The 23,772-nt window shown below is 71.3% G+C and carries 22 protein-coding genes; 14 read left to right on the top strand and 8 right to left on the bottom strand.

Going from position 1 to position 23,772, the window contains the following annotated elements:
* Positions 1-28 precede the first annotated feature (28 nt).
* Positions 29-1,231 carry an acetyl-CoA C-acetyltransferase gene (locus OO67_RS08350; protein ID WP_078597713.1) on the bottom strand — a complete coding sequence of 401 codons (1,203 nt, stop codon included), beginning with the start codon at positions 1,229-1,231 and terminating at the stop codon, positions 29-31.
* A 134-nt stretch (positions 1,232-1,365) separates the two neighbouring features.
* On the opposite strand from OO67_RS08350, the gene mce reads away from it, so the two are divergent.
* The 7 genes from mce to OO67_RS08315 all read left to right on the top strand — a co-directional run bounded on the left by mce (position 1,366) and on the right by OO67_RS08315 (position 10,954).
* Positions 1,366-1,794, top strand: coding sequence for a methylmalonyl-CoA epimerase (mce, locus tag OO67_RS08345; RefSeq protein WP_033298407.1), 429 nt, complete (start codon positions 1,366-1,368; stop codon positions 1,792-1,794).
* 204 nt (positions 1,795-1,998) lie between these two features.
* Positions 1,999-5,793 (top strand): polarized growth protein Scy, encoded by a 3,795-nt coding sequence (scy, locus tag OO67_RS08340; protein WP_033298405.1) that lies wholly within the window; start codon positions 1,999-2,001, stop codon positions 5,791-5,793.
* 175 nt (positions 5,794-5,968) lie between these two features.
* Positions 5,969-6,904, top strand: coding sequence for a coiled-coil domain-containing protein (locus OO67_RS08335; RefSeq protein ID WP_033298404.1), 936 nt, complete (start codon positions 5,969-5,971; stop codon positions 6,902-6,904).
* Positions 6,905-6,993: 89 nt separating this feature from the next.
* On the top strand, positions 6,994-8,007 hold the full coding sequence (locus OO67_RS08330) for an ATP-binding cassette domain-containing protein (protein WP_033298403.1): 1,014 nt from the start codon (positions 6,994-6,996) through the stop codon (positions 8,005-8,007).
* Between the two features lie 5 nt (positions 8,008-8,012).
* Positions 8,013-8,792: an ABC transporter permease gene (locus OO67_RS08325; protein ID WP_033298402.1), complete on the top strand. Its 780-nt coding sequence runs from the start codon at positions 8,013-8,015 to the stop codon at positions 8,790-8,792.
* A gap of 135 nt (positions 8,793-8,927) precedes the next feature.
* Complete coding sequence (locus OO67_RS08320; RefSeq protein WP_033298401.1) at positions 8,928-10,070, top strand: ABC transporter ATP-binding protein; 1,143 nt, start codon at positions 8,928-8,930, stop codon at positions 10,068-10,070.
* The gene (locus OO67_RS08315; RefSeq protein ID WP_033298399.1) at positions 10,067-10,954 is read left to right on the top strand and encodes an ABC transporter permease; all 888 of its coding nucleotides are present in this window, start codon (positions 10,067-10,069) and stop codon (positions 10,952-10,954) included. Before OO67_RS08320 ends, OO67_RS08315 begins: the two co-directional genes overlap by 4 nt.
* Positions 10,955-10,958: 4 nt before the next feature.
* On the opposite strand, the gene OO67_RS08310 is transcribed toward OO67_RS08315, so the two are convergent.
* Positions 10,959-11,288: a hypothetical protein gene (locus OO67_RS08310; RefSeq protein ID WP_033298398.1), complete on the bottom strand. Its 330-nt coding sequence runs from the start codon at positions 11,286-11,288 to the stop codon at positions 10,959-10,961.
* 218 nt (positions 11,289-11,506) lie between these two features.
* Between OO67_RS08310 and OO67_RS08305 the strand changes: the two genes are divergently transcribed.
* Positions 11,507-12,538, top strand: coding sequence for an LLM class flavin-dependent oxidoreductase (locus tag OO67_RS08305; RefSeq protein ID WP_033298397.1), 1,032 nt, complete (start codon positions 11,507-11,509; stop codon positions 12,536-12,538).
* Positions 12,539-12,635: 97 nt separating this feature from the next.
* Here OO67_RS08305 and OO67_RS08300 read toward each other — a convergent pair whose 3' ends face one another.
* Complete coding sequence (locus OO67_RS08300; protein ID WP_033298396.1) at positions 12,636-13,028, bottom strand: SCO5389 family protein; 393 nt, start codon at positions 13,026-13,028, stop codon at positions 12,636-12,638.
* Between the two features lie 257 nt (positions 13,029-13,285).
* Here OO67_RS08300 and nucS point away from each other — a divergent pair, with 257 nt between their 5' ends.
* Positions 13,286-13,957, top strand: coding sequence for an endonuclease NucS (nucS, locus tag OO67_RS08295; protein WP_033298394.1), 672 nt, complete (start codon positions 13,286-13,288; stop codon positions 13,955-13,957).
* Positions 13,958-14,047: 90 nt separating this feature from the next.
* Here nucS and OO67_RS08290 read toward each other — a convergent pair whose 3' ends face one another.
* From OO67_RS08290 to OO67_RS08275, 4 genes are all read right to left on the bottom strand, one after another.
* The gene (locus OO67_RS08290; protein WP_033298806.1) at positions 14,048-16,516 is read right to left on the bottom strand and encodes an ATP-binding protein; all 2,469 of its coding nucleotides are present in this window, start codon (positions 16,514-16,516) and stop codon (positions 14,048-14,050) included.
* A gap of 211 nt (positions 16,517-16,727) precedes the next feature.
* Positions 16,728-17,051: an STAS domain-containing protein gene (locus OO67_RS08285; protein ID WP_033298393.1), complete on the bottom strand. Its 324-nt coding sequence runs from the start codon at positions 17,049-17,051 to the stop codon at positions 16,728-16,730.
* A 241-nt stretch (positions 17,052-17,292) separates the two neighbouring features.
* Complete coding sequence (locus OO67_RS08280) at positions 17,293-18,141, bottom strand: 3-hydroxyacyl-CoA dehydrogenase family protein (RefSeq protein ID WP_031091501.1); 849 nt, start codon at positions 18,139-18,141, stop codon at positions 17,293-17,295.
* A gap of 126 nt (positions 18,142-18,267) precedes the next feature.
* Complete coding sequence (locus OO67_RS08275; protein WP_033298390.1) at positions 18,268-18,909, bottom strand: TetR/AcrR family transcriptional regulator; 642 nt, start codon at positions 18,907-18,909, stop codon at positions 18,268-18,270.
* Positions 18,910-18,991: 82 nt separating this feature from the next.
* Between OO67_RS08275 and OO67_RS08270 the strand changes: the two genes are divergently transcribed.
* From OO67_RS08270 to OO67_RS08260, 3 genes are read left to right on the top strand one after another with little or no spacing between them, the layout of a single operon-like run.
* On the top strand, positions 18,992-19,774 hold the full coding sequence (locus OO67_RS08270; protein ID WP_033298388.1) for an ABC transporter ATP-binding protein: 783 nt from the start codon (positions 18,992-18,994) through the stop codon (positions 19,772-19,774).
* Positions 19,775-19,782: 8 nt separating this feature from the next.
* The gene (locus OO67_RS08265; RefSeq protein WP_033298386.1) at positions 19,783-20,532 is read left to right on the top strand and encodes an ABC transporter permease; all 750 of its coding nucleotides are present in this window, start codon (positions 19,783-19,785) and stop codon (positions 20,530-20,532) included.
* A 13-nt stretch (positions 20,533-20,545) separates the two neighbouring features.
* The gene (locus OO67_RS08260) at positions 20,546-21,118 is read left to right on the top strand and encodes a cob(I)yrinic acid a,c-diamide adenosyltransferase (protein ID WP_033298385.1); all 573 of its coding nucleotides are present in this window, start codon (positions 20,546-20,548) and stop codon (positions 21,116-21,118) included.
* Here OO67_RS08260 and OO67_RS08255 read toward each other — a convergent pair whose 3' ends face one another.
* The gene (locus tag OO67_RS08255; RefSeq protein WP_033298384.1) at positions 21,119-21,676 is read right to left on the bottom strand and encodes a hypothetical protein; all 558 of its coding nucleotides are present in this window, start codon (positions 21,674-21,676) and stop codon (positions 21,119-21,121) included.
* Positions 21,677-21,827: 151 nt separating this feature from the next.
* Here OO67_RS08255 and OO67_RS08250 point away from each other — a divergent pair, with 151 nt between their 5' ends.
* Together OO67_RS08250 and OO67_RS08245 are read left to right on the top strand one after the other, a co-directional pair.
* The gene (locus OO67_RS08250) at positions 21,828-23,024 is read left to right on the top strand and encodes a sensor histidine kinase (protein WP_033298383.1); all 1,197 of its coding nucleotides are present in this window, start codon (positions 21,828-21,830) and stop codon (positions 23,022-23,024) included.
* Positions 23,021-23,671 carry a response regulator gene (locus OO67_RS08245; protein WP_033298382.1) on the top strand — a complete coding sequence of 217 codons (651 nt, stop codon included), beginning with the start codon at positions 23,021-23,023 and terminating at the stop codon, positions 23,669-23,671. Before OO67_RS08250 ends, OO67_RS08245 begins: the two co-directional genes overlap by 4 nt.
* Positions 23,672-23,772 lie beyond the last annotated feature (101 nt).

Below are 23,772 nucleotides of genomic sequence, written 5' to 3'. Positions count from 1 at the left end.
GCTCGGCCTCCTCGCTCGCCCGTACCGACTACTTGCCCGGTACGCGGATGATCAACGCGTCGCCCTGACCGCCGCCGCCGCAGAGAGCCGCCGCCCCGGTGCCGCCGCCGCGCCGCTTCAGCTCCAGCGCGAGGTGCAGCACCACACGGGCGCCGGACATGCCGATGGGGTGGCCGAGCGCGATCGCGCCGCCGTTGACGTTGACCTTGTCGGAGGTGACGCCGAGGTCCCTCATCGACTGGACCGCTACGGCCGCGAAGGCCTCGTTGATCTCGATGAGGTCGAGGTCCTCGACGCCGATGCCCTCCTTCTTCAGGGCGTGCCGGATCGCGTTGGACGGCTGGGACTGGAGCGAGTTGTCCGGGCCCGCCACGTTGCCGTGGGCACCGATCTCGGCGATCCAGTCCAGGCCGAGCTCCTCGGCCTTGGCCTTGCTCATGACGACGACTGCGGCGGCCCCGTCGGAGATCTGGGAGGCGGTGCCCGCCGTGATCGTGCCGTCCTTGGTGAAGGCGGGGCGCAGCTTCCCGAGGGACTCGGCGGTCGTCTCGGGGCGGATGCCCTCGTCCTTGGAGAAGAGGACCGCGTCGCCCTTGCGCTGCGGGATCTCGACCGGGGTGATCTCGGCCTCGAAGACGCCGTTCTTCTGTGCGGCGGCGGCGCGCTGGTGGGACAGCGCGCCGATCTCGTCCTGGTCGGCGCGGGCCAGGCCCAGGCGGGTGTTGTGCTTCTCGGTGGACTCGCCCATCGGGATGTTCTCGTAGGCGTCGGTCAGACCGTCGTACGCCATGGAGTCGAGCATCTCGATCGCACCGTACTTGTATCCCTCACGGGACTTCGGCAGCAGGTGGGGGGCGTTGGTCATCGACTCCTGGCCGCCGGCCACCACGACGTCGAACTCGCCGGCGCGGATCAGCTGGTCCGCGAGGGCGATCGCGTCGAGCCCCGACAGACACACCTTGTTGACGGTGAGCGCGGGGACGTTCAGCGGGATTCCGGCCTTGACCGCCGCCTGGCGTGCCGGGATCTGCCCTGCCCCGGCCTGGAGCACCTGGCCCATGATCACGTACTCGACCTGGTCGCCGCCGATGCCGGCCCGGTCCAGCGCCGCCTTGATGGCGACGCCGCCGAGGTCGGCTCCGGAGAAGCTCTTCAGCGAGCCGAGGAGCCGGCCCATGGGCGTCCGCGCGCCCGCGACGATCACTGAGGTGGTTCCGGTCGTTCCAGACATGAGGCGCAGCCCCTTGGATTGGTTGTGAACGAGGGTTTACCTGAATGTACTGAGCGGTACGGCGCCCGTCATCCGGCTGTCGGTGTGATCGCGCGCACGTTGCGTAACCATCCCCGGGGCGCTGCACTGGTTCCATGCTGACGCGAATCGACCACATCGGAATCGCTTGTTTCGACCTCGACAAGACGGTGGAGTTCTACCGCGCGACCTACGGCTTCGAGGTGTACCACTCCGAGATCAACGAGGAGCAGGGCGTCCGGGAGGCCATGCTGAAGATCAACGACACCTCGGACGGCGGGGCTTCCTACCTCCAGCTGCTCGAGCCGACCCGCGAGGACTCGGCCGTCGGCAAGTGGCTGGCGAAGAACGGCGAGGGCGTGCACCACATCGCCTTCGGCACCGCGGACGTCGACGGGGACGCCGCGGACATCCGCGGGAAGGGCGTACGGGTGCTGTACGACGAGCCCAGGACCGGGTCCATGGGCTCCCGGATCACCTTCCTCCACCCCAAGGACTGCCACGGTGTCCTGACAGAACTGGTCACCTCGGCGACGGAGCACTGACCCGGCCGGTACCCGGCCCGGTAGAGTGGGCGGTTCCGGGCCGGAGCCGGGTCGGGGCCGTGCCGCGTCCCCGCCTTTGATCTGTCACCATTCCCCGGGGGACCGCTCGCCGGCGAGCGGTACTCGTATGGAGAATTGCGACCAGGGTTGGGGTCTCCCCTGCTCGAACAGAGTTGAGAGCTCGGGGAAGGATGGGACCGCGCAGTGCGGGGCTACGAGAGCCAGCAGAGCCACCGAGCTGACGACGACCATCTCTCGCGGTTCGAAGCCAAGATGGACCGGCTGAAGACCGACCGCGAGAAGGCCGTCCAGCACGCCGAGGACCTCGGTTACCAGGTCGAGGTCTTGCGCGCCAAGCTGCACGAGGCGCGGCGCAATCTGGCGACGCGTCCCGCACACGACAGCGCGGACATCGGCTACCAGGCCGAACAGATGCTCCGTAACGCCCAGATCCAGGCCGACCAGATGCGTACGGACGCCGAGCGCGAGCTGCGTGAGGCCAGGGCGCAGACGCAGCGGATCCTGCAGGAGCACGCGGAGCACCAGGCGCGGCTCCAGGCCGAGTTGCACGCCGAGGCCGTGCAGCGGCGCCAGCGGCTCGACCAGGAACTGGCGGAACGCCGGCAGACCGTCGAGTCCCACGTCAACGAGAACGTCGCCTGGGCCGAGCAGTTGCGGGCCAGGACCGAGGCCCAGGCCCGCCGTCTCCTGGACGAGTCGCGCACGGAGGCCGAGCAGTCGCTGGCCGCCGCCCGTGCCGAGGCGGCCCGGCTCGCCGACGAGACCCGCCGGCGCCTCAACTCCGAGGCGGAGTCGGCTCGTGGCGAGGCCGAAGCCATGCTGCTGCGGGCCCGCAGGGATGCGGAGCGGCTCCTCGACGCCGCCTCCACGCAGGCCCAGGAGGCCACCAGCCACGCCGAGCGGCTGCGCTCGACGGCCACCACCGAGACCGAGCAGACACGGCAGCAGACCACGGAGCTGCACCGCGCCGCGGAACAGCGCACGCAGGAGGCCGAGACCCGGCTGCGCGAGGCCCGCCTGGAGGCCGAGAAGGTCCTCGCCGAGGCGAAGGAGGCCGCGGTCAAGCGGCTGGCCGGCGCCGAGTCGCAGAACGAGCAGCGCACCCGCACGGCCAAGTCCGAGATCGCCCGGCTGGTCGGTGAGGCCACGAAGCAGGCCGAGGCGCTCAAGGAAGAGGCCGAGCAGGCGCTCGCCGACGCCCGCGCGGAGGCCGAGAGGGTGGTCGCCGAGGCCGCCGAGAAGGCCCGCACACTGGCCGCCGAGGATGCCGCGGCCCAGCTCGCGAAGGCGGCCCGGAGCGCCGAGGAGGTCCTGACCAAGGCCTCCGAGGACGCCAGGTCGACCACCAGGGCGGCCGGCGAGGAAGCCGACCGGATCCGCCGCGAGGCCGAGGCCGAGGCGGACCGCCTGCGCGGTGAGGCCGCCGAGCAGGCCGACCAGCTCAAGGGCGCCGCCAAGGACGACACCAAGGAGTACCGGGCCAAGACCGTCGAGCTGCAGGAGGAGGCGCGCCGGCTCCGCGGCGAGGCCGAGCAGCTGCGCTCCGAGGCCGTGGCCGAGGGCGAGCGGATCCGTGGTGAGGCCCGCCGCGAGGCCGTCCAGCAGCTCGAGGAGGGTGCCCGCACCGCCGAGGAGCTGCTCAACGAGGCCAAGGCCGACGCCGAGGAGCTCCGGACCTCCGCGGGCACCGAGAGCGAGCGGGTCAGGACCGAGGCGGCCGAGCGCGCGGCCACCCTGCGCAAGCAGGCCGAGGAAGCGCTGGAACGCAGCCGCGCCGAGGCGGAGAAGCTCCGCGCGGAGGCCGAGGAGCAGGCCACCGCCCTGACCGCCGCCGCGGAGGCGGCGGCCGAGGCGCTGCGCGAGGAGACCGAGCGCGGGATCGAGGCCCGCAAGGCCGAGGCGGCCGAGGAACTGGCCCGGCTGCACGCCGAGGCCGCGTCCCGGGTCGCCGCGGCGGAGGAGGCGCTCGGCGAGGCGCGTACGGAGGCGGAGCGGATCCGCCGCGAGACGAGCGAGGAGTCGGAGCGGCTGCGCGCGGAGGCGGCCGAACGGGTCCGTACGCTCCAGGAGCAGGCCACGACGGAGGCCGAGCGCCTGCGTACCGAGGCCGCCGGCGACGCCGCGCGGTCCCGCGCCGAGGGTGAGTCCGTCGCGGTGCGGCTGCGCAGCGAGGCAGCGGCCGAGGCGGAGCGGCTGAAGAACGAGGCCCAGGAGAGCGCCGGCCGGATCCGCTCCGAGGCCGCGGCCGCCGCCGAGCGGGTCGGCACGGAGGCCGCCGAGGCCCTGGCCGCCGCCCAGGAGGAGGCCGACCGACGCCGCCGTGCCGCCGAGGAGGTACTCGACTCCGCCCGCGCCGAGGCGGAGCAGGAGCGGGAGCGCGCACGCGAGCAGAGCGAAGAGCTCCTGGCCTCCGCCCGCAAGCGGGTCGAGGAGGCCCAGGCCGAGGCCCAGCGGCTGGTCGAGGAGGCGGAGAGCCGGGCCACCGAGCTGGTCACGGCCGCCGAGCAGACCGCCCAGCAGGTGCGGGACTCCGTCGCCGGACTGCAGGAGCAGGCCGAGGAGGAGATCACCGGGCTGCGGTCCGCGGCCGAGCACTCGGCGGAGCGGACGAGGACCGAGGCGCAGGAGGAGGCGGACCGGGTCAGGTCCGACGCCTACGCCGAGCGCGAGCGGGCCACCGAGGACGCCAACCGCATCCGTCGGGTCGCGCACGAGGAGTCGGAGGCCGCCAAGACCCTGGCCGAGCGGACCGTGTCCGAGGCCATCGCCGAGTCGGAGAAGCTGCGCTCGGACACATCGGAGTACAGCCAGCGGGTCCGCACGGAGGCGTCCGACGCCCTGGCGTCGGCGGAGCATGACGCCTCGCGCGCCCGCGCCGAGGCCCGTGAGGACGCCAACCGGATCCGTTCGGAAGCGGCGGCTCAGGCCGACCGGCTCATGGCCGAGGCCACGAGCGAGAGCGAGCGGATCCGCACCGAGGCCACCGAGCAGTCGGAACGCTTCGTCGGCGAGGCGACCGACGAGGCGGAGCGGTTGCGCGCGGAGGCGGCGCAGACCGTCGGTTCGGCCCAGGAGCACGCGGCCCGCACCCGCGAGGAGTCGGAGCGGCTGCGCGCCGACGCCGAGTCCGCGGCGGAGCAGCTTCGCGCTGAGGCCCGGCAGGAGGCGGACCGGCTGCTGGACGAGGCGCGCGAGGCCGCGGCGAAGCGCCGCGCCGACGCCGCCGAACAGGCCGACCAGCTCGTCAACAAGGCCCAGGAGGAGGCGCTGCGCGCCGCCACCGAGGCCGAGGAGCAGGCCGACCGGATGGTCGGAGCGGCCCGCAACGAGGCCGTCCGGATCACCTCCGAGGCGACGGTCGAGGGCAACACCCTGGTGGAGCGGGCCCGCACGGACGCGGACGAACTGCTCGTCGGCGCCCGCCGGGACGCCACCGCCACCCGGGAGCGGGCGGAGGAGCTCAGGGCCCGGGTCGAGAGCGAGGTCGAGGAGCTGCACGAGCGCGCCCGGCGCGAGACCTCCGAGCAGATGAAGACCGCCGGCGAGCGCGTCGACAAGCTGATGAAGGCGGCGACGGAACAGCGGGCGGAGGCCGAGGCGAAGGCCAAGGAGCTGTTGTCGGACGCGAATTCGGAGGCGAGCAAGGTCCGTATCGCCGCCGTGAAGCGCGCCGAGTCGCTCCTCAAGGAGGCCGAGACCAAGAAGGCCGAGCTGACCCGGGTCGCCGAGAAGCTGCGTGCGGACGCCGAGGCCGAGGCGACGCAGATCGTCGAAGAAGGCCGTCGTGAGCTGGACCTCCTGGTCCGCAGACGCGAGGACATCAACACGGAGATCTCCCGTGTCCAGGACGTCCTGGAGGCGTTGGAGTCTTTCGAGGCTCCGGGCGGAACGGGCAAGGCCTCGGGCGGCGGCGCGGGGGGCGTCAAGGCGGGGGCGGCGGCGGGCAACCGGTCGGGCGGCAAGGCGTCGGACGGGTAGCCGCTCACGCACTTCGCCATGAACATTCAACCCTTCGGGTCGCAAGCACTCCGGGGGTCAGCCACTCAAAAGGGGTGTCATTCTCCATATCAAAGCGGCATCTTCACGTTGACACGCCGCTTCGGCCCCTAGGATTCCCTCTAACACCTCACCGGTCTCATTCGACAGGAACCCCATGAGCGACCCTTCCTCCCCCTTCGGCTTCGAGCTCGTGCGACGTGGATACGACCGCGGTCAGGTGGACGACCGCATTACCAAACTCGTCGCCGACCGTGACAGTGCTCTCGCCCGTATCACCTCTCTGGAAAAGCGCATCGAGGAGCTCCACCTCGAGACGCAGAACGCCCAGGCCCAGGTCAACGACGCCGAGCCGTCGTACGCCGGGCTCGGCGCACGCGTCGAGAAGATCCTCCGCCTCGCCGAGGAGGAGGCGAAGGACCTGCGTGAGGAGGCCCGCCGCGCGGCCGAGCAGCACCGCGAGCTGGCCGAGTCGGCCGCCCAGCAGGTGCGCAACGACGCGGAGACCTTCGCCGCGGAGCGCAAGTCGAAGGCCGAGGACGAGGGCGTTCGCATCGTCGAGAAGGCCAAGGGCGAGGCGAGCACGCTGCGCACCGACGCCCAGAAGGACGCCCAGCAGAAGCGCGAGGAGGCGGAGGCCCTCTTCGAGGAGACCCGCGCCAAGGCCGCCCAGGCCGCCGCGGACTTCGAGACGAACCTCGCCAAGCGCCGCGAGCAGTCGGAGCGCGATCTCGCGTCCCGTCAGGCGAAGGCCGAGAAGCGTCTCGCGGAGATCGAGCACCGCGCGGAGCAGCTCCGCCTGGAGGCCGAGAAGCTCCGCACGGACGCCGAGCGCCGGGCCCGCCAGACGGTGGAGACGGCTCAGCGTCAGGCCGAGGACATCGTGGCGGACGCGAACGCCAAGGCCGACCGGATCCGCAGCGAATCGGAGCGCGAGCTCGCGGCGCTCACCAACCGCCGCGACTCGATCAACGCCCAGCTGACCAACGTCCGCGAGATGCTGGCGACGCTGACGGGTGCCGCGGTCGCCGCCGCCGGCTCCCCCGCGGAGGACGAGTCCACCCGCGGGGTCCCCGCCCAGCAGACCCGCTGAGCGACGGCACGTACATCAGCTGTACCCCCTTTGCGCGCCCGGTTCCACTCTGTGTGGCGCCGGGCGCGCGGCCGTTCTAGCGTGAGCGCATGATCGAGCTCGACGGCCTCACCAAACGCTTCGGCAACAAGGTTGCCGTCGACCATCTGTCATGCCGGGTCAGCCCCGGCATGGTGACGGGATTCCTCGGCCCGAACGGCGCGGGCAAGTCCACGACCATGCGGATGATGCTCGACCTCGACAACCCGACCAGCGGTACGGTGCGGATCGACGGCCGCCACTACCGCGACCTCCAGGAGCCGCTCAAGCACATCGGGGCGCTCCTGGACGCCAAGTCGATGCACGGTGGGCGCAGCGCGTACAACAACCTTTTGTGCCTCGCCCAGAGCAACCGCATCCCGGCGAGCCGGGTCTCCCACGTGCTGGACACGGTCGGGCTGAGCGCGGTGGCGAAGAAGAAGTCCAAGGGCTTCTCCCTCGGCATGGGCCAGCGGCTGGGCATCGCGGCCGCGCTGCTCGGGGATCCCGAGATCCTGATGTTCGACGAGCCCGTCAACGGTCTGGACCCCGAGGGCATTCACTGGATCAGAAATCTGATGAAGGCCCTCGCGGCGGAAGGCCGGACGATCTTCGTCTCCTCCCATCTGATGAGCGAAATGGCCCTCACCGCGGATCATCTGATCGTCATCGGGCAGGGCAAGCTGCTCGCGGACACCTCGATGGCCGACTTCATCCGTGAGAACTCCCGCAGCTTCGTGCGGATGCGCTCCCCGGAACAGGAGCGCCTGCGTGATCTGCTGCACGCGGAGGGCGTCGTGGCGGTCGAGTCGGGCAACGGCTCGCTGGAGATCGACGGCGAGGGCCCTGAGCGGCTGGGTGAACTCGCCGGCCGGAACGGGATCGTGCTGCACGAGCTCAGTGCCCAGCGGGCCTCCCTGGAGGAGGCGTTCATGCAGATGACCGCGGGCTCCGTCGAGTACCACGCGCACTCCGAACGCGAGGGAGCCGAGCCCCCACCGCCGGTGGGCCCGCACTGGGGCGACCAGTGGAACCAGCAGCAGGCCGGCGAAGCCACGGCCGACGTCCGTACGAAGGGGGTGTGACAGCGATGGCATCGGCTCCCGCGGTCCTGAATTCCGAGTGGACCAAGATCCGTACGGTCTCCTCGACCATCTGGACGCTGATCTCCGCGTTCGTCGTCACCGTCGCCCTGGGCGCGGCTCTGAGCGCCCTGCTGAACAGCCAGTTCGACGACCTCTCCGCCGCCGAGCGGGCCACCTTCGACCCGACGTTCGTGAGCTTCTCCGGGATGGTCCTGGGTCAGCTGGCGATGGTCGTCTTCGGGGTCCTGGTGGTGGGTACGGAGTACAGCTCGGGCATGATCCGCACCTCGCTCGCGGCCGTGCCGCAGCGCGGTTCGTTCCTCTTCAGCAAGATCGCGGTTGCGGGCGTCCTGGCCCTGGTGGTCGGGCTGGCCACCAGCTTCGTCACCTTCTTCCTCAGCCAGGCCCTGCTCGGCGACCGCGGCACCGACCTCGGCGCGGAGAACGTGCTGCGCGCGGTCTTCGGCGGCGGCGTCTACATGGGCCTGATCGCGGTCTTCTCGATGGGCGTGGCCACGATGCTGCGCAGCTCCATGCTGTCGCTGGGCATCCTGATGCCGTTCTTCTTCCTCGTCTCGCAGATCCTCTCGGCGGTCCCGGGCGCGAAGAGCGTCGCCCGCTACTTCCCCGACCAGGCCGGCTCCAAGATCATGCAGGTGGTCCCGGACGCCATGAACAGTGACCCGGCGCCGTACGGGCCGTGGGCCGGGCTCGGAATCATGGCGCTGTGGGTGGTGGCGGCGCTGATCGGCGGCTACCTCGTACTGAAGAAGCGGGACGCCTGAGCGGCGCCCGGGACACCGACGCTCCGCGGAACGGCTTGGCCGGAACCACCTGCGGCTGGTTATCCTCCTAACTCTTACGGGGGCGCGCGGCCGAGGCCTGGGCCCCGACGACAGATAAGTCGATGGGGCTGGAGAATGATCGAGGCAGTCGGCCTGACCAAGCGCTACGGCGCGAAGACGGCCGTGCACAACCTTTCCTTCCAGGTGCGGCCCGGGGCCGTGACGGGGTTCCTCGGTCCCAACGGGTCGGGCAAGTCCACCACCATGCGCATGATGCTCGGCCTGGACCGGCCGACGTCCGGACATGTGACGATCGGCGGCCACGCCTTCCGCAGCCTTCCCAACGCCCCGCGCCAGGTAGGGGCGCTGCTCGACGCCAAGGCCGTGCACGGCGGGCGCAGCGCCCGTAACCACCTGCTGTGCCTGGCCCAGCTGGCGGGCATCCCCGCGGCCCGGGTGGACGAGGTCCTCGGCGTCGTCGGGCTCCAGGACGTCGCGAAGAAGCGGTCCAACGGCTTCTCCCTCGGCATGGGCCAGCGGCTCGGGATCGCGGCGGCGCTGCTCGGCGACCCCCAGGTGCTGCTCTTCGACGAGCCGGTCAACGGGCTCGACCCCGAGGGCATCCTCTGGGTCCGCAACCTGATGAAGCAGCTGGCCTCGGAGGGCCGCACGGTCTTCGTCTCCAGCCACCTGATGAGCGAGATGGCTCTCACCGCCGATCACCTGATCGTGATCGGCCGCGGACAGCTGCTCTCCGACATGAGCATCAAGGACTTCATCTCCGCCAACTCCGCGGACTTCGCGCGGGTGCGGACCCCCGCCGACCGTCCGGAGGAGCGGGAGAAGCTGACCGCCTCGCTGACGAAGGCGGGTGGCGGGGTCATGCCGGAGCCGGACGGGGCCCTGCGCGTCACCGGGCTGCCGCTCTCCCGGATCAGTGATCTGGCCCACGCGTCGGACGTCCGGCTGTGGGAGCTCTCGCCGCACCAGGCGTCGCTCGAGGAGGCGTACATGCGGATGACGCAGGGCGCCGTGGACTACCGCTCGACGACGGACGCCAAGGAAGGGCTCCAGCTGCCGCCACCCGGCTACGGGCAGCCCGGCTTCGAGGGCTACGGGCAGCCCGGGCACGCGCCCCAGCCTCCACCGGAGGTCCCGCAGCAGGGCTGGTACGCACCGCCGCCCCCGGGACAGAACCCGTACGCCGTCACACCGGCACCCGCCCCCACGGCCACCCCCGACCGGACCGAGCGCAAGACCAGCGAGGACTCCCGATGACGATGCCCCCGCCGCAGGCGCAGACGCCCCCACAGGCGCACCAGGCGCCTCAGCAGCCGCAGTCGCAGCAGCAGGGCTGGAACGGCCCCGTCGGGCAGTACGCCTCACCGATCCCCGTGCGCACCCCCGGCCTGGGTGACGCGATCGCCTCCGAGTGGACGAAGATCCGGTCCGTGCGCTCCACGATGTGGACGCTCGGCGTGATGATCGTGCTGCTGATCGGCATCGGACTGCTCACCGCATTCGCCGTGAGCGTGTCGGACGCCCCCATGGACGACACCCCCGTGCTGAGTCTCGGCTTCTTCGGCGTGCTGCTCGGTTCGATCTGCGTGATCACTCTCGGAGTGCTGACCATCGCGTCCGAGTACGGCACCGGAATGATCCGTACGACGCTGACCGCGTGCCCGAGCCGGGCGCGGATGCTGATCGCGAAGTCGATCGTCTTCTTCCTGCTCGCCTTCACCATCACCACGGTGACCACCGGAGTCGTCGGCGTCCTGCAGACGGCCATGCTCGACGGCGCCACCCCCGACACCGGCTTCTGGGTGCGCTCCACCGTCGGGGTCGGCCTCTACGTCGCCACGCTCGGGCTGCTGTCGCTCGCGCTCGGCACCGTCATCCGGCACTCGGCTGGCGCCATCACGATCATGATCGCGGTGGTGCTGCTCCCGCTCGTGCTGGCGATGTTCATGTTCTCGCCGACGCTGGCCGGTGTGCAGGAGGCGCTCTTCGAGTACTCGATCCCCAACCAGCTCGGCGCGATGTACGACACGTCGGTGACGGTATCGGGGCCGACCGGCTGGGAACCGCTGTGGATCATCCTCGGCGTGACCGCGGTGGCCATGGCGGGCGCCTTCGCGTCGCTGGATCGGCGGGACGTCTGACGACTCAGTGACGCGGGGCGTTCCTGGACCGCTGCACCCGTGTGGTGCGGCGGTCCCTCGCGTTCCAGCAGGCCTTGTGCCAGTGCCTGCGGTCGTCGATCCCCCCGAACTCGGGCCAGGCGACGAGGTGCGGGACCCCGGACGGGATCTCCTGGTCGCAGCCGGGGCAGCGGTAGCGCTTGCCCGCCGCGCTCGCGCCGCTCACCGGGCGTACCGACCACTCCTCGCCCTGCCAGCTCTCCGTGGCCCCTCCCCCGCCGTACCGCCCGGCCTGCTCTCGTGCGTTGCCGATGGGGCTCTCGCCGCCTCGGGGGCGGTTGCGGCGCGGGGACACGGGACACCTCACGGGGCGGCGGTTCGGGCAGATCGTTCCGTCCAGCCTAGAGGCATCGGCCGGGGGCCGGCGGCGCCTGAGGCCGGTGAGCAGCGGCGGGGCGAGTGGGTTACCGGAAAATCGCAACAACTTCGCCGTGGACCGTGCCTTTGGCACGTGTCAGACGTTGTTGCCGGTGGAGGGGGACAGCCGCGTCGGCCGTAAGGAGGCACAAGGCGATGCGCGTAGGAACGTTCGTACTGGCAGCCCAGTTCCCGGGACAGGGGCAGGGCGAGGCCCTGCACCGAGCCGTCAGATCCGCGGAGGTCGCGGAGGAGTCGGGACTCGAATGCGTCTGGCTGGCGGAACACCACTTCGTGCCGTACGGGGTGTGCCCGTCCGCCACGACACTGGCCGCGCTGCTGCTCGGCCGCACCCGCAGGATCCGCGTGGGCACGGCGGTGAGCGTGCTGCCGAACCAGCACCCGGTCATGCTCGGCGAGCAGGCCGCGCTGCTGCATCTGACGAGCGGCGGGCGCTTCTCCCTCGGGGTGGGGCGTGGTGGCCCCTGGGTCGACCTGGAGGTGTTCCAAGGAGGCCTCGAGGCGTACGAGAAGGGCTTCCCCGAGGCGTTGGCACTGCTGCTCGACTGGCTGGACAAGCCCCGGGTGGCGGGGAGCGGGGGGCGCTTCGGCTTCCGCGAGGTGGCCGTCGTACCCCGGGCCGACGAGCTCCTCGGTGACGGTCCGGCCGGGCCGGAGGTGATCGTCGCGTGTACGTCGCCGAAAAGCGTGGAACTCGCCGCTGAGAAGGGTTTGCCGATGCTCCTCGGGATGCATTGCGGCGACGAGGAGAAGGCCGGCATGGTCGCTCTGTGGCGATCGGCCGCCCGGGCGGCCGGTCAGCCGGCGGAGGTCGTGGAGCGGGTAGCACATGTGTCCGCGGGGGTGGCCCAGATCGCCGACCGCCCGGCGGACGCCGTCGAGACACTCGTGAAGGCCATGCCCGGCTGGCTGCGCCAGGGGCTCGACGCCCATGTGACGGTCGACGGCCGCCACCGGGTGATGCGGGACCCCGTCGCGTACACGGAGTTCCTCTGCGGTCTGCATCCGGTGGGCACGCCCCGTCTCGCCGCGGACCGGCTGGCGGCCACGGCGGAGCGCACGGGCATCACCCGCTTCGCCCTCATGGTCGAGGGGTCGGGCGATCTCGCGGCGACGGAGACGAATGTGCAGCGGCTGGGGACAGAAGTGCTGCCGTTGCTGGAGTGACCCGTTCACGCCGGTGGTCCTGGTGGTGCGGTGGTACGGGAGCTGCCGCCCCGGAGCCAGTTGCACCTCCCGCGGCCCGAAGCGGCAGCAGAAGACTTCAGCAGTCCCGAAGTTCGGGCGACTGGTTGAGCAACTGGCCCCTCACCGAGGTGAATCGGGCCAGCCGCTCGTCGACCGAGGTGTCCAGCGGGAACACCGCCACGCGGTGGCAGTTCTGGAATGCCAGGCGCACTCCGAAGTGCCTCTGCAGCGCGCCGCGTATCGCATCACTCGCGAGCGCACGCAGCAGCTGACCACGTGCCTGCTCGTCCGGCGGGGGCGTCTGGTTGTCGGCGAACTGTCCGCCGTCGACCTTCAGCTGGGCCACCAGGGAGCTGATCATCTCCCATGCGTAGGGCAGGGAGGTCCGGACGCAGTCGACGAAGTCGGCTTCGTCGACCTCGCCTCGCTCGGCCTGTTCCAACAGCGCCGGTGAGACGTCGAGCGACATGGGTTCTCCTCTCGCGACCCCGACAGGTGGCCGGGGCCTTACGGGCAGGGCAGGGTGGCGACGCTGCGTAAACAGACGGCGACCTCCTGCTTCCACGGTAAGGGCGCAGTCCGGGCCGCACCAGGAGATTGGGAACACAACCGGCCAATAACGAACGGTCGCAAAGAGGGGCAAGCCAGCGCGGTGCCCGTCAAGGGGTCCTCGGGAGGCGTGCGGGAATCGCGTGGACCCCGGGTCGTCGAGTAGCGTTGCCGACCATGCGTCTCGTCATCGCCCGTTGCTCCGTCGACTACGCGGGCCGGCTCACTGCCCACCTGCCCTCCGCCCCCCGTCTGATCCTGGTGAAGGCGGACGGCAGCGTCTCGATCCACGCCGACGACCGGGCGTACAAACCTCTCAACTGGATGTCCCCGCCGTGCACCCTCAAGGAGGGCGCCGACGACAACGAGGGCGTCTGGACCGTGGTGAACAAAGCGGGCGAGAAACTGATCATCACGATGGAGGAAGTCCTCCACGACTCGTCCCACGAGCTGGGGGTCGACCCGGGCCTCATCAAGGACGGCGTGGAGGCGCACCTCCAGGAGCTGCTCGCCGACCGCATCGAGACGATCGGCGAGGGCTACACCCTGATCCGCCGCGAGTACCCCACCGCGATCGGTCCGGTCGACATCCTGTGCAGGGACGCGGACGGCGCGACGGTGGCCGTGGAGCTCAAGCGGCGGGGTGACATCGACGGCGTGGAGCAGCTGACCCGCTATCTGGAGCTGCTCAACCGGGACCCGCATCTGGCGCCGGTCCGCGGGGTGTTCGCGGCGCAGGAGATCAAGCCGCAGGCCCGGGTCCTGGCGACGGACCGTGGGATCGGGTGCCTGGTCCTCGACTACGACGCGATGCGCGGCATCGAGGACGACAAGCTGCGGCTGTTCTGACCGGGACTCCGTGACGCCGTACGGGCCCGGTCTCCGGGCCCGTACGGCGTTTAGCGCCCGGTCTCCGGGCCCGTACGGCGTTTAGCGTCCTCAGGCCGTCGTCGGCGAACCGGGGCCGTCCTCCGTCGCCGACGCGGTGACGGTCTCGGCCGGGCCGCTCGCCGAGTTGGAGGTCTCCGGCTCCGTCACGGTCTCCGTCGGCGTCGGCTCCGTCGGCGTCGGCTCGGTGGGCGTCGGCTCGGTGGGCGTCGGTTCGGTGGGCGTGGTCGGCGGCGTGGTCGGCGTCTTCGTCGGCGTCTTCGTCGGGGACGGGCTGTTCTGCGTCGGCGAGTCGCTGGGGCTGCCGCTCGACGGGGTGTCCGCTCCCGGACTCGTCGCGGGCTCCGAGGTGCCCGGGGACGGGGTGCCGCTCGGGGACGGGGTGGCGGTACCGGACGGACGGGTGGACTCGGAACCGCCGCCGGCCGTGCCGTCGCCGGTGCCCGGGTCGTCGGTCGGCTCGTCCGCGGAGAGGCCGTTCTCGCTGTCGTCCTCGTTCGCCGACTGTTCGGTCGTGACGTTCTGCCCCTCCGGCTCCTCGCTGCCCGATGTGGCGCCCAGCGTCACCACCGTGCCGAGCACGGCCGCCAGCAGGGCGCCCGCGCCCACGGCGACGAGGTTGCGCCGGGCTCCCCGGAGCACCCCCATCGGCCCGCCGGGAGCGACGGCGGGCGGTGGGCTCCGACGGGCGGCCGGGGTCGCGGACGTCTCGGTCTGCAGGGGGAAGAGGGGCTTGGTGGCCGGGATGCCTCCGGGGGGTGAGGCCGGCCCGTCGTGACGCGGGGCCGGTGCCTCCTCGCCCGCCGGGGTGCTGTGCAGCGGTTCGCCCGAGCGGTCCGCGACGAGTGCGAGCGCCCTGCGCCCGGCCACCGCACCGGCCTTGTCGGCGAGCGCCCCGCGCATGCCGACGGACGTCTCCAGTTCGGCCCGGGCCCGGTCCAGATGACCGGCACAGAGCGCGAGGACGCCCAACTCGTGGTGGAAGTACGCCTCTTCGGCCACCTCACCGGCGAGCCGCGCGGCCTCCTGGCCGGCCCTGAGGACCTTCTCCCAGGCTCCCCACTGCATCCCCGCGGCGAAGGCGGGAGCAGCGCTGCGGGCCAGCAGGACGGCCACGCTGGCCTGCCCTGCCGCCTCCCCGGGGACGAGCCGGGCCATCGAGGCGAGGAGGGCGTCGGCCTCGGCGACCGCGCGGTCCGGGGTGACGGACGGGTGTCCGGCCCACCAGGTGTAGTGCTGGGCGGCGCTGCGGGCGTGCGCGTCCGCGCTCTCGCCGTATCCGCTCGCCTCCAGCTGGGCCAGGACTCCGGCGGCCAGCCGGTAGCGGGGACCTGCCGGGGAGAGCATGCCGACGAGAGCCAGCTCGCCCAGGGCGGCATCGGCGTGGGTGTCCCCCACGAGCGCCGGCAGGTGCGCCTGGTGCGGCACCTCACCGCCGAGCGCGACGGCGAAGCGCAGCGTCTCGCGCGCGGCCTCGCTCAGCCGCGAGGCGAGCAGGGCGGCGGGCGCCGCGCCCTCCCCGAGGCTGGGCAGCGGAAGCACGGCCGGCTCGGCCCGGCCGAAGGGGGCGTCGGCCGGGTCGTCGTCGTAGCCGTCGTACGCGTCCTGGCCGGTCCGCAGGTCGTCGCGCTGGCGCAGCAGGGCACCGGCCTGGACGAAGCGCAGCGGCAGCCCCTCGGACTCGAACCAGAGGTCTCCCGCCCAGTTCGCCTCCTCGTCGGTGAGGGCGCGCTCCACGACGTGTTCCATGAGCTCGATGGAAGCGCTGCGGCCGAGACCGGTGAGCAGGACCTCGTCGAGGTTCGCCTCGGCCGCGGGCGCGGACACCTCAGGGGTCGTGGCGAAGAGGAACGCGCACTCCGGGGTGGCGTCGAGCAGTTCCTGGAGAGCGGCGCCGCCGAGCTCCAGGTCGTCGACGACGACGACGGCACCGATGCCGTGGACGAGCGCGAGGAGCCCTTCGCGGTCGGGCCGGTGCAGCGGAGCACGGTAGACGGCCTCGAACAGGCCGTACAGCAGCTCGGTGGCGGTCCGCTTGTAACCGGAGAGCCGTACGACCCCGTCCGGTGCCAGGTCCGCGCAGTCGGCGGCGACGGCGTCCAGGAGGGCCGTGCGGCCGGACCCGGCGGGCCCGGTGAGGCACACCGAACGCCCCCGCGCGAGCAGCCGCACCAGCCGCTCGCGCTCCTCCTGGCGTTCCAGGAGAGGCATCTGCGGCGCGGGCGGCCCCGGCGGTACGGGCGGCGCGGCGGCGCGCTCGCGCTCCACGCGCTGGGCGGCGGTGTGCCGTACGGGCGTGCCGGGCTGCTCCCCGGGCCGGCAGGGCTCGATCTCGCTGCCGTCGACCGGATTGACGGTGAGCAGGAGGTCGCCCGATATCAGCTGCACGGTGCGCGACTGCTGCGGTGTCTGGTGCCCGAAGTCGGGCGTCAGAGGGTCGCGGGACTGCCGTCGCCGCCCGCCGTCGTCACCGGAACGGTCGTCGCCGTACTCTTCCGGTCCCCGATTGGTCGGGTCCATCGTCAAAGTCCCCCAGACGCGCAGCGCGCGGTTGCCCCCTCCGGCCTCGCACGCCCGATGTCGCTCCCGGTCCGGTGTCCGCCAGTGGGTCCTAGTCGATCGGCAGACGGCCGAACCCTAAACCTTCGCACAGTATCCACGAACAGGTGGGGGGCCGCGCCGCCCCTGACATCACGTTCCTGTGAGGATTGTGCGTGTATCGCCGCCGCCCTCAGACACGTGGCAGGGAGTCCGCGGCGATCCCGCCCTCGATGGCCAGGATCCTGTGCAGCCTCGTCGCCACCAGCAGGCGCTGCATCTGCGGCGGCACCCCGCGCAGCACCAGGCGCCGGCCGGCACGGCCGGCTCTGCGGTGCGCGCCCATGATGACGCCGAGTCCGGTGGCGTCCCACGAGTCCAGCTCGGTCAGGTTCAGCACGAGGTCACCGGCTCCGTCGTCGACGGCCGAGTGCAGGACCGTACGGGCGTCCGCCGCGCTTCGGACGTCGAGGCGGCCCCCGACGGCCATCTCGGCGTGGTCGCCCCTGATGTGCATATGCGCTCCCCGGAAGTACTCCGCGTGGTCGGTCTGTCTCGATCTCTCTCTGCCTCTGCCACAACTGACTGCCGCAGCGACAGGGAAGTTGCCGTCTGTGAGCGAACCGATACCGAATTCACCCCGAGGGGTGAAGCAGCTCCGGCGGTGCCCGCTGGATCCGTGCGCCGGACGGCGCTCGGATACCGGGACCCCGGGTCTGACTGACGGCGCATCAGACCGGCCGGGGCCCCGGTTGTGATCAGTAGGTGTAGAAGCCCTGCCCGCTCTTGCGCCCGATGTCACCTGCGTCGACCATCCGGCGCATCAGTTCTGGAGCGGCGAACTTCTCGTCCTGGGACTCGGTGTAGATGTTGCCCGTGGCGTGCAGAAGGATGTCGACGCCGGTCATGTCGGCCGTCGCGAGCGGGCCCATGGCATGACCGAAGCCCAGCTTGCAGGCGGTGTCGATGTCCTCGGCGGAGGCGACGCCCGACTCGTACAGCTTGGCCGCCTCGACGACCAGCGCCGAGATCAGCCGGGTGGTGACGAAGCCCGCCACGTCGCGGTTGACGACGATGCAGGTCTTGCCCACGGACTCGGCGAACTCCCGTGCGGTGGCGAGGGTTTCGTCGCTCGTCTTGTAACCGCGCACCAGCTCGCAGAGCTGCATCATCGGGACCGGCGAGAAGAAGTGCACCCCGACGACCCGCTCGGGGCGCTCCGTCACGGCCGCGATCTTGGTGATCGGGATGGCGGAGGTGTTGGAGGCGAGGACGGCGTCCTCCCGCACGACCTTGTCGAGCGTACGGAAGATCTCGTGCTTGACCTCGAGCTTCTCGAAGACGGCCTCGACGACGACGTCCGCGTCGGCCACGGCGTCGAGGTCGGTGGTCGTGGTGATCCGGGCCAGCGCGGCCTCGGCGTCGGCCGCTTCCAGCTTGCCCTTGGCCACGAACTTGCCGTAGCTGGCCTCGATGCCGCCTCGCCCGCGGGCCAGGGCCTCGTCGGTGACGTCACGCAGCACGACGTCCCAGCCCGCCTGGGCGGAGACCTGCGCGATACCGGACCCCATGAGTCCGGCGCCGATGACGGCGAGCTTCCTGGCCACGTTCGCACCCCAATGCTTCTCAGTTGTTCGCATGCTCTCCGGCGGAGATTAGTACCCGTGAGGGGTCATGAGGCCGCGAAGAGATGCGCGTCACGTCTCACATGACGGACATCACACCGGCCGGCGTCACGTGGCGGCGCGTCGCGCGTAGTTGAGCACCTTCTCACCGAGGAGGTCCTCCATGTCGTCGAGCAGGACGAGCGCGTCACGCGAGACCTCGTCCGTCCCGCGTCCGGCGACCATCTCGCCACCGATGTACGCCATGAGCGTGCTGTGCACCCACGAGAGCTGACCGGCCACCAGAACCGGAGCGCGGTCACCGGGTTCCGCTCCGGCCTCCTCCCGCAGGGTCACCTCCAGGTGCAGCTGCGCCTCCTGGCCGATGTGCCAGAGCCGGGCCTTGAGGCTGTCGGCGCCCTCGATGACCCGCATGAAGCGCGCGTAGCCGTCCATGAGGCCGACGGTCGGCGAGACGCCCTCCACCTGGATCCGCAGCTCTCGCAGGACGGCGTCGGCGGCGGACTCCCGCTCCTCGCGGCCACGGACGTACCGCGAGAGCCTGTCGACGATGCCCCGGCTGCGGTCGAGGAAGAGATCCTCCTTGGCCGGGAAGTAGTTGTACACCGTGTTGACCGAGACGTCGGCGGCCTGGGCGATCTCGGCGATCGTGACCGCGTCGAAGCCCCGCTCCACGAAGAGCCCGGTGGCCACGTCCGAGAGGTGCTGCCTCGTCTGACGCTTCTTCCGCTCCCTCAGTCCCTCAGCCATGCACCCATCCTACGGATCCCATGGTGTCCCTGAAACTTTGGAGGCATTGCAATTTTTAAGTCACTCTGTTTTTCTGTTCGCCATGCCAATCATCAGCGCGTCCGGGCTCGCCCGGACCTTCACGGCCAGGACCGGGCCGGTGCACGCCGTGCGTTCGGTCGATCTGACCGTCATGCCGGGCGAGATCGTCGGCCTCCTCGGCCCCAACGGCGCGGGCAAGACCACCACGCTGCGGATGCTCACCACGCTGCTCGCCCCCACCGGCGGCGCGGCCACCGTCGCCGGCTGTGACCTGGCCGCGGACCCGGCCGGGGTCCGCGGGAAGTGCGGTTACGTCGCCCAGTCCGGCGGTGTGGACCCGCAGGTCACCGTGCGGGAGGAGCTGGTCACCCAGGGGCGGCTGTACCGGCTGAGCAAGGCCGACGCGATCGCGCGCACGGCCGAGCTCGCGGGGCAGCTCGGCCTCGGCGGCCTGCTCGACCGCAGGACCGCCGCGCTCTCCGGCGGCCAGCGCCGCCGCCTCGACATCGCGATGGGTCTGACCCACCGCCCGGCCGTGCTCTTCCTCGACGAACCGACCACCGGGCTCGACCCGGGCAGCCGGGAGGACCTGTGGGCCCTCGTCCGGGGGCTGCGGGACGACTTCGGCACGACGGTCGTGCTCACCACCCACTACCTCGACGAGGCCGACGCCCTCGCGGACAGGCTCGTCGTCGTCGACGGCGGGAGGGTCGTCGCCGAGGGCGCCCCGGCCGCCCTCAAGACGGAACACACCGGCTCGCCCGACGCCTCGCTGCACGACACCTTCCTCGCGATCACCGGGCGGGCCCCGGCTGCCGCCGATACCGCCCCCCTCGCCGTCTAGGACCCCCGATGCTTCTCCACGACACGTCACTCATCTTCGGCCGGTACGTCCGGCAGACCCTGCGCTCCCGGTTCCAGATCCTCTTCGGGATCCTGATGCCGCTGCTCTACCTGCTCTTCTTCGGCCCGCTCCTCACAGGCCTCCCGCTCGGCTCCACAGGTGACTCCTGGCAGGTCCTGGTGCCCGGACTGCTCCTCCAACTGAGCCTCTTCGGAGCCTCGTTCGCCGGCTTCTCGATCATCATCGAGAAGTCGACGGGGGTGGTCGAGCGCATGCGTGTGACCCCCGTCAGCCGTCTGGCACTCCTGCTGGGGCGGGTCCTGCGCGACACCCTGCTGTTCACGTTCCAGGCCGTCCTGCTGGTGCTCGCCGCGCTGGTCATGGGGCTGCGCGCACCGCTGCCCGGGGTGCTCATCGGCTTCGCGTTCGTGGGCCTGCTCACGGTCTCGCTCGCCTCGCTGTCGTACGCGCTGGCGATGAAGGTGCGTACGCCGCAGGAGTTCGGGCCCGTGGTCAACTCGCTCACCATGCCGTCCATGCTGCTCTCCGGCCTGATGCTCCCGATGACACTCGGCCCCGTGTGGCTGGACGTCCTGTCGCACTTCACGCCGTTCCGCTACCTCGTGGACGCGGTGCGGGACGCGTACACCGGGCGGTACGCCACGGCGCACATGCTGTACGGGGTCCTGGTGGCGCTCGCGTTCGCACTTCTGGCCGTGACGGCCGGCACGCGTGTCTTCCGCAGGGCCGGGGCATAACTACGCTGGCCCCATGGTCAATCTGACGCGCATCTACACCCGCACCGGCGACAAGGGCACCACCGCCCTCGGCGACATGAGCCGGACCGCCAAGACCGATCTGAGGATCTCGGCCTACGCCGACGCCAACGAGGCCAACGCCGTCATCGGTACGGCCGTCGCGCTCGGGAACCTCTCCGAGGACGTCGTGAAGGTCCTCGTCCGTGTGCAGAACGATCTGTTCGACGTGGGTGCGGACCTGTCCACACCGGTGGTGGAGAACCCGGAGTACCCGCCGCTGCGGGTCGAGCAGTCCTACATCGACAAGCTGGAGGCGGACTGCGACACCTTCCTGGAGGACCTGGAGAAGCTCCGCAGCTTCATCCTTCCCGGCGGCACCCCGGGGGCGGCGCTGCTGCACCAGGCCTGCACGGTCGTCCGGCGGGCGGAGCGTTCCACCTGGGCGGCGCTGGAGGTGCACGGCGACGTGATGAACGCGTTGACGGCGACGTATCTGAACCGGCTCTCCGACCTCCTGTTCATCCTCGCCAGGACGGCGAACAAGGAGGTCGGCGACGTGCTGTGGGTGCCGGGCGGCGAGCGCTGATCAGCGGCCCGCCCCGACCCGGTCCCTGGGCTCCTGCTTGGGGAAGACCGTGTAGCCGCCGGCGATGAGCAGGTTGATCCCGATCACCCAGAGCATCTTCTGCTGCCACATCTCCAGAGAGCCGGTGTCACCGTCCCCGCCGACGTACCAGACCGCCGCCTGGAGCAGGGCCATGGCGGTCAGTGCGGCCACGATCCAGCGGGCGGCGGTGCGCCACTCGTGGGCGGCCCGGGCCATCCCGTACTTCGGCGGCTTCACCGGGGGCGGACCGCCCGCGAAGCGGTGGGCGACCCTCGCGTCGACCCATTTGATGGTGGAGTGGCCGAGCCCCACGGTGAAGCCGATGTAGACGGCGGCGATGCCGTGCCTCAGGCCCGGCTCGGCGCCGTTCTTCAGGTCCATGGCAGTCACCACCAGCAGCACGACCTCCAGCAGTGGTTCGCACAGCAGCACGGCGGCCCCCAGCCGGGGCTTCTTCGCGATGTACCGGAGTCCGAGTCCGGCGGCCAGCAGGACCCAGAAGCCGACCTCGCAGAGCACGATCAGTGTGACGATCACGGCACTTCTCCTTCCGGTCCCTTCCAGGCTCCCGCCCGCCGGACGCCGGATCGTCGTCAGCAGTGACGAAACGTGACTGCATCCTTCGATGTATCCGCGCCTCACCCCGCGTGCGGACGTGCCCGGGCCCGCCGCCGTGTTGGATGGGAGTGTGTCCTTCCTCGCACGTCCGCACCGCGACGACGTACTCCTCGCGGTCATCGGGCTGTCCGGCGGTGTGCTCCTGTGGCTGATCGGGATTCACATCCAGAACGGCCGGCTGTTCGACACACCCTGGGCGTCCCTGCTTCCGCTCGCGGTCATGTCGGCCCTGGAGCTGCTCCGGCGCAGCGCACCCCTGACCGCGCTGGCGGTCGGCACGCTCGCGCTGGTGGCCGACCAGTTCACCGTGGGCAGCCTGGCGACCCTGCTCATGTTCACCGACCTCGTGTACGCGGCGGTGCTGTACGGCTCCCCCTCGGCCTCCCGCCGCATCCCGGTGATCACGTTGCTCGCCACGGTCGCCACGACGGTCGGCTTCATCGCCTGGGCCCCCTCCGCGGACGCCGTGCTCATCGGGATCGTCGTCGGCATGGTCTCCTTCGGCCCCGCGCTCACCGGCGCCAGTGTGCGCAACCACCGGGACGCCGCGGAGGCGGCCCGGCTGCGGGCCGACCAGACCGCGCTGCTGGCCGAGATGGACCGGGTCCAGGCGGTGACCGCCGAGCGCTCCCGGATGGCCCGCGAGCTGCACGACATGGTCGCCAACCATCTCTCCGCCATCGCCATCCACTCCACAGCCGCCCTCTCCATCGACGATCCGGGCACCTCCCGCGACGCCCTGGGGGTGATCCGGCAGAACAGTGTCGACGGGCTGGCCGAGATGCGGCGGCTCATCGGACTGCTGCGGGAGAGCGGCGCGGACGGGCCGCCGAGCGCGGCCCCGACGCTCGCCTCGCTGGACGCCCTTGTGGAGCAGGCCCGCGCCAACTCCGCGTCGAGCGGGCTCACCGTCACCCTGGACGACCGCCGTGAGGGGTCCGGCCCGCTCCCCGCTCCGGTGGAGCTGGCGGCGTACCGCATCGTCCAGGAGTCGCTGACGAACGCGCTGAAGCATGCGGCTCCCGGACCGGTGACGGTCCGTCTGGACCGCTCCCGCACTCTGCTCAGGGTGGAGGTGAGCAGCGTGTTCGGGGACCGGCCGGGCCCGCGCGCACCCGGTTCGGGCGCGGGCCTGGTGGGGATGCGGGAACGGGTGGCGCTGCTCGGCGGGACGATCGGGGCGGGGCCTGAACCCCGGGGCGACGGCGTGAGGATCTGGCTGGTGCGGGCACAACTGCCCGTCGAGGAAAGGACGTACGGGGCATGACCATCCGGGTGCTGGTCGCGGAGGACCAGTCGGCCGTGCGGGCGGGACTGGTCCTCATCCTGGGCAGCGCGCCGGACATCGAGGTCGTGGGCGAGGCGGCCGACGGCGAGGCCGCGGTGCGCCTGGCCCGTGACCTCCGCCCGGACCTGGTGCTGATGGACGTGCAGATGCCCCGGCTCGACGGGGTGTCCGCGACGCGGCAGGTCGTCTCGGAGGGCCTCGCGGACGTACTGGTCCTGACCACCTTCGACCTGGACGAATACGTCTTCGGCGCGCTGCGCGCGGGCGCGTCCGGCTTCCTGCTGAAGAACACCGACGCCCGGGATCTGCTCGAAGCCGTACGAACGGTGGCGCGCGGTGAGGGCCTGATCGCCCCGGCCGTGACACGGAGGCTGATCGAGGAGTTCGCGGGGACCTCCTCCGCGCGCAGGACGGGCGGGCCCGCTCCGGAGGAGCTCGGCACTCTGACACGCCGGGAGCGGGAGGTGCTGAGCTGCCTCGGGGAGGGGCTGTCCAACGCGGAGATCGCGGGACGGCTCTCGATGGCGGAGGCGACGGTGAAGACGCACGTCAGCAGGCTGCTCGGAAAGCTCCACCTGCGCAGCAGAGTCCAAGCGGCGGTGCTCGCTCAGGAGTTGGGACTCTGAGACTCGGCACTGATTCTTTGGTCTGGACCTCTTGACGATTGGTCCAGACCTTCCTAATCTCCTCGAACACGCTGCGGTGAGTACGCCATGACAAAGCGGGC

It is taken from the genome of Streptomyces atroolivaceus (genome assembly GCF_000717025.1).
Classification (GTDB): domain Bacteria; phylum Actinomycetota; class Actinomycetes; order Streptomycetales; family Streptomycetaceae; genus Streptomyces; species Streptomyces atroolivaceus.
This window is presented reverse-complemented; position numbering and strand designations above follow the sequence as displayed.

Bases quoted from the DNA above. Each gene is read 5' to 3' on its own strand.
- OO67_RS08260 (WP_033298385.1), top strand. From the start codon at position 20,546: ATGGTCAATCTGACGCGCATCTACACCCGCACCGGCGACAAGGGCACC.
- OO67_RS08305 (WP_033298397.1), top strand. From the start codon at position 11,507: ATGCGCGTAGGAACGTTCGTACTGGCAGCCCAGTTCCCGGGACAGGGG.
- OO67_RS08325 (WP_033298402.1), top strand. From the start codon at position 8,013: ATGGCATCGGCTCCCGCGGTCCTGAATTCCGAGTGGACCAAGATCCGT.
- OO67_RS08300 (WP_033298396.1), bottom strand. From the start codon at position 13,028: ATGTCGCTCGACGTCTCACCGGCGCTGTTGGAACAGGCCGAGCGAGGC.
- OO67_RS08285 (WP_033298393.1), bottom strand. From the start codon at position 17,051: ATGCACATCAGGGGCGACCACGCCGAGATGGCCGTCGGGGGCCGCCTC.
- OO67_RS08245 (WP_033298382.1), top strand. From the start codon at position 23,021: ATGACCATCCGGGTGCTGGTCGCGGAGGACCAGTCGGCCGTGCGGGCG.
- nucS (WP_033298394.1), top strand. From the start codon at position 13,286: ATGCGTCTCGTCATCGCCCGTTGCTCCGTCGACTACGCGGGCCGGCTC.
- OO67_RS08350 (WP_078597713.1), bottom strand. From the start codon at position 1,231: ATGTCTGGAACGACCGGAACCACCTCAGTGATCGTCGCGGGCGCGCGG.
- OO67_RS08335 (WP_033298404.1), top strand. From the start codon at position 5,969: ATGAGCGACCCTTCCTCCCCCTTCGGCTTCGAGCTCGTGCGACGTGGA.
- OO67_RS08315 (WP_033298399.1), top strand. From the start codon at position 10,067: ATGACGATGCCCCCGCCGCAGGCGCAGACGCCCCCACAGGCGCACCAG.
- OO67_RS08270 (WP_033298388.1), top strand. From the start codon at position 18,992: ATGCCAATCATCAGCGCGTCCGGGCTCGCCCGGACCTTCACGGCCAGG.
- OO67_RS08330 (WP_033298403.1), top strand. From the start codon at position 6,994: ATGATCGAGCTCGACGGCCTCACCAAACGCTTCGGCAACAAGGTTGCC.
- OO67_RS08320 (WP_033298401.1), top strand. From the start codon at position 8,928: ATGATCGAGGCAGTCGGCCTGACCAAGCGCTACGGCGCGAAGACGGCC.
- OO67_RS08290 (WP_033298806.1), bottom strand. From the start codon at position 16,516: ATGGACCCGACCAATCGGGGACCGGAAGAGTACGGCGACGACCGTTCC.
- OO67_RS08275 (WP_033298390.1), bottom strand. From the start codon at position 18,909: ATGGCTGAGGGACTGAGGGAGCGGAAGAAGCGTCAGACGAGGCAGCAC.
- mce (WP_033298407.1), top strand. From the start codon at position 1,366: ATGCTGACGCGAATCGACCACATCGGAATCGCTTGTTTCGACCTCGAC.
- OO67_RS08265 (WP_033298386.1), top strand. From the start codon at position 19,783: ATGCTTCTCCACGACACGTCACTCATCTTCGGCCGGTACGTCCGGCAG.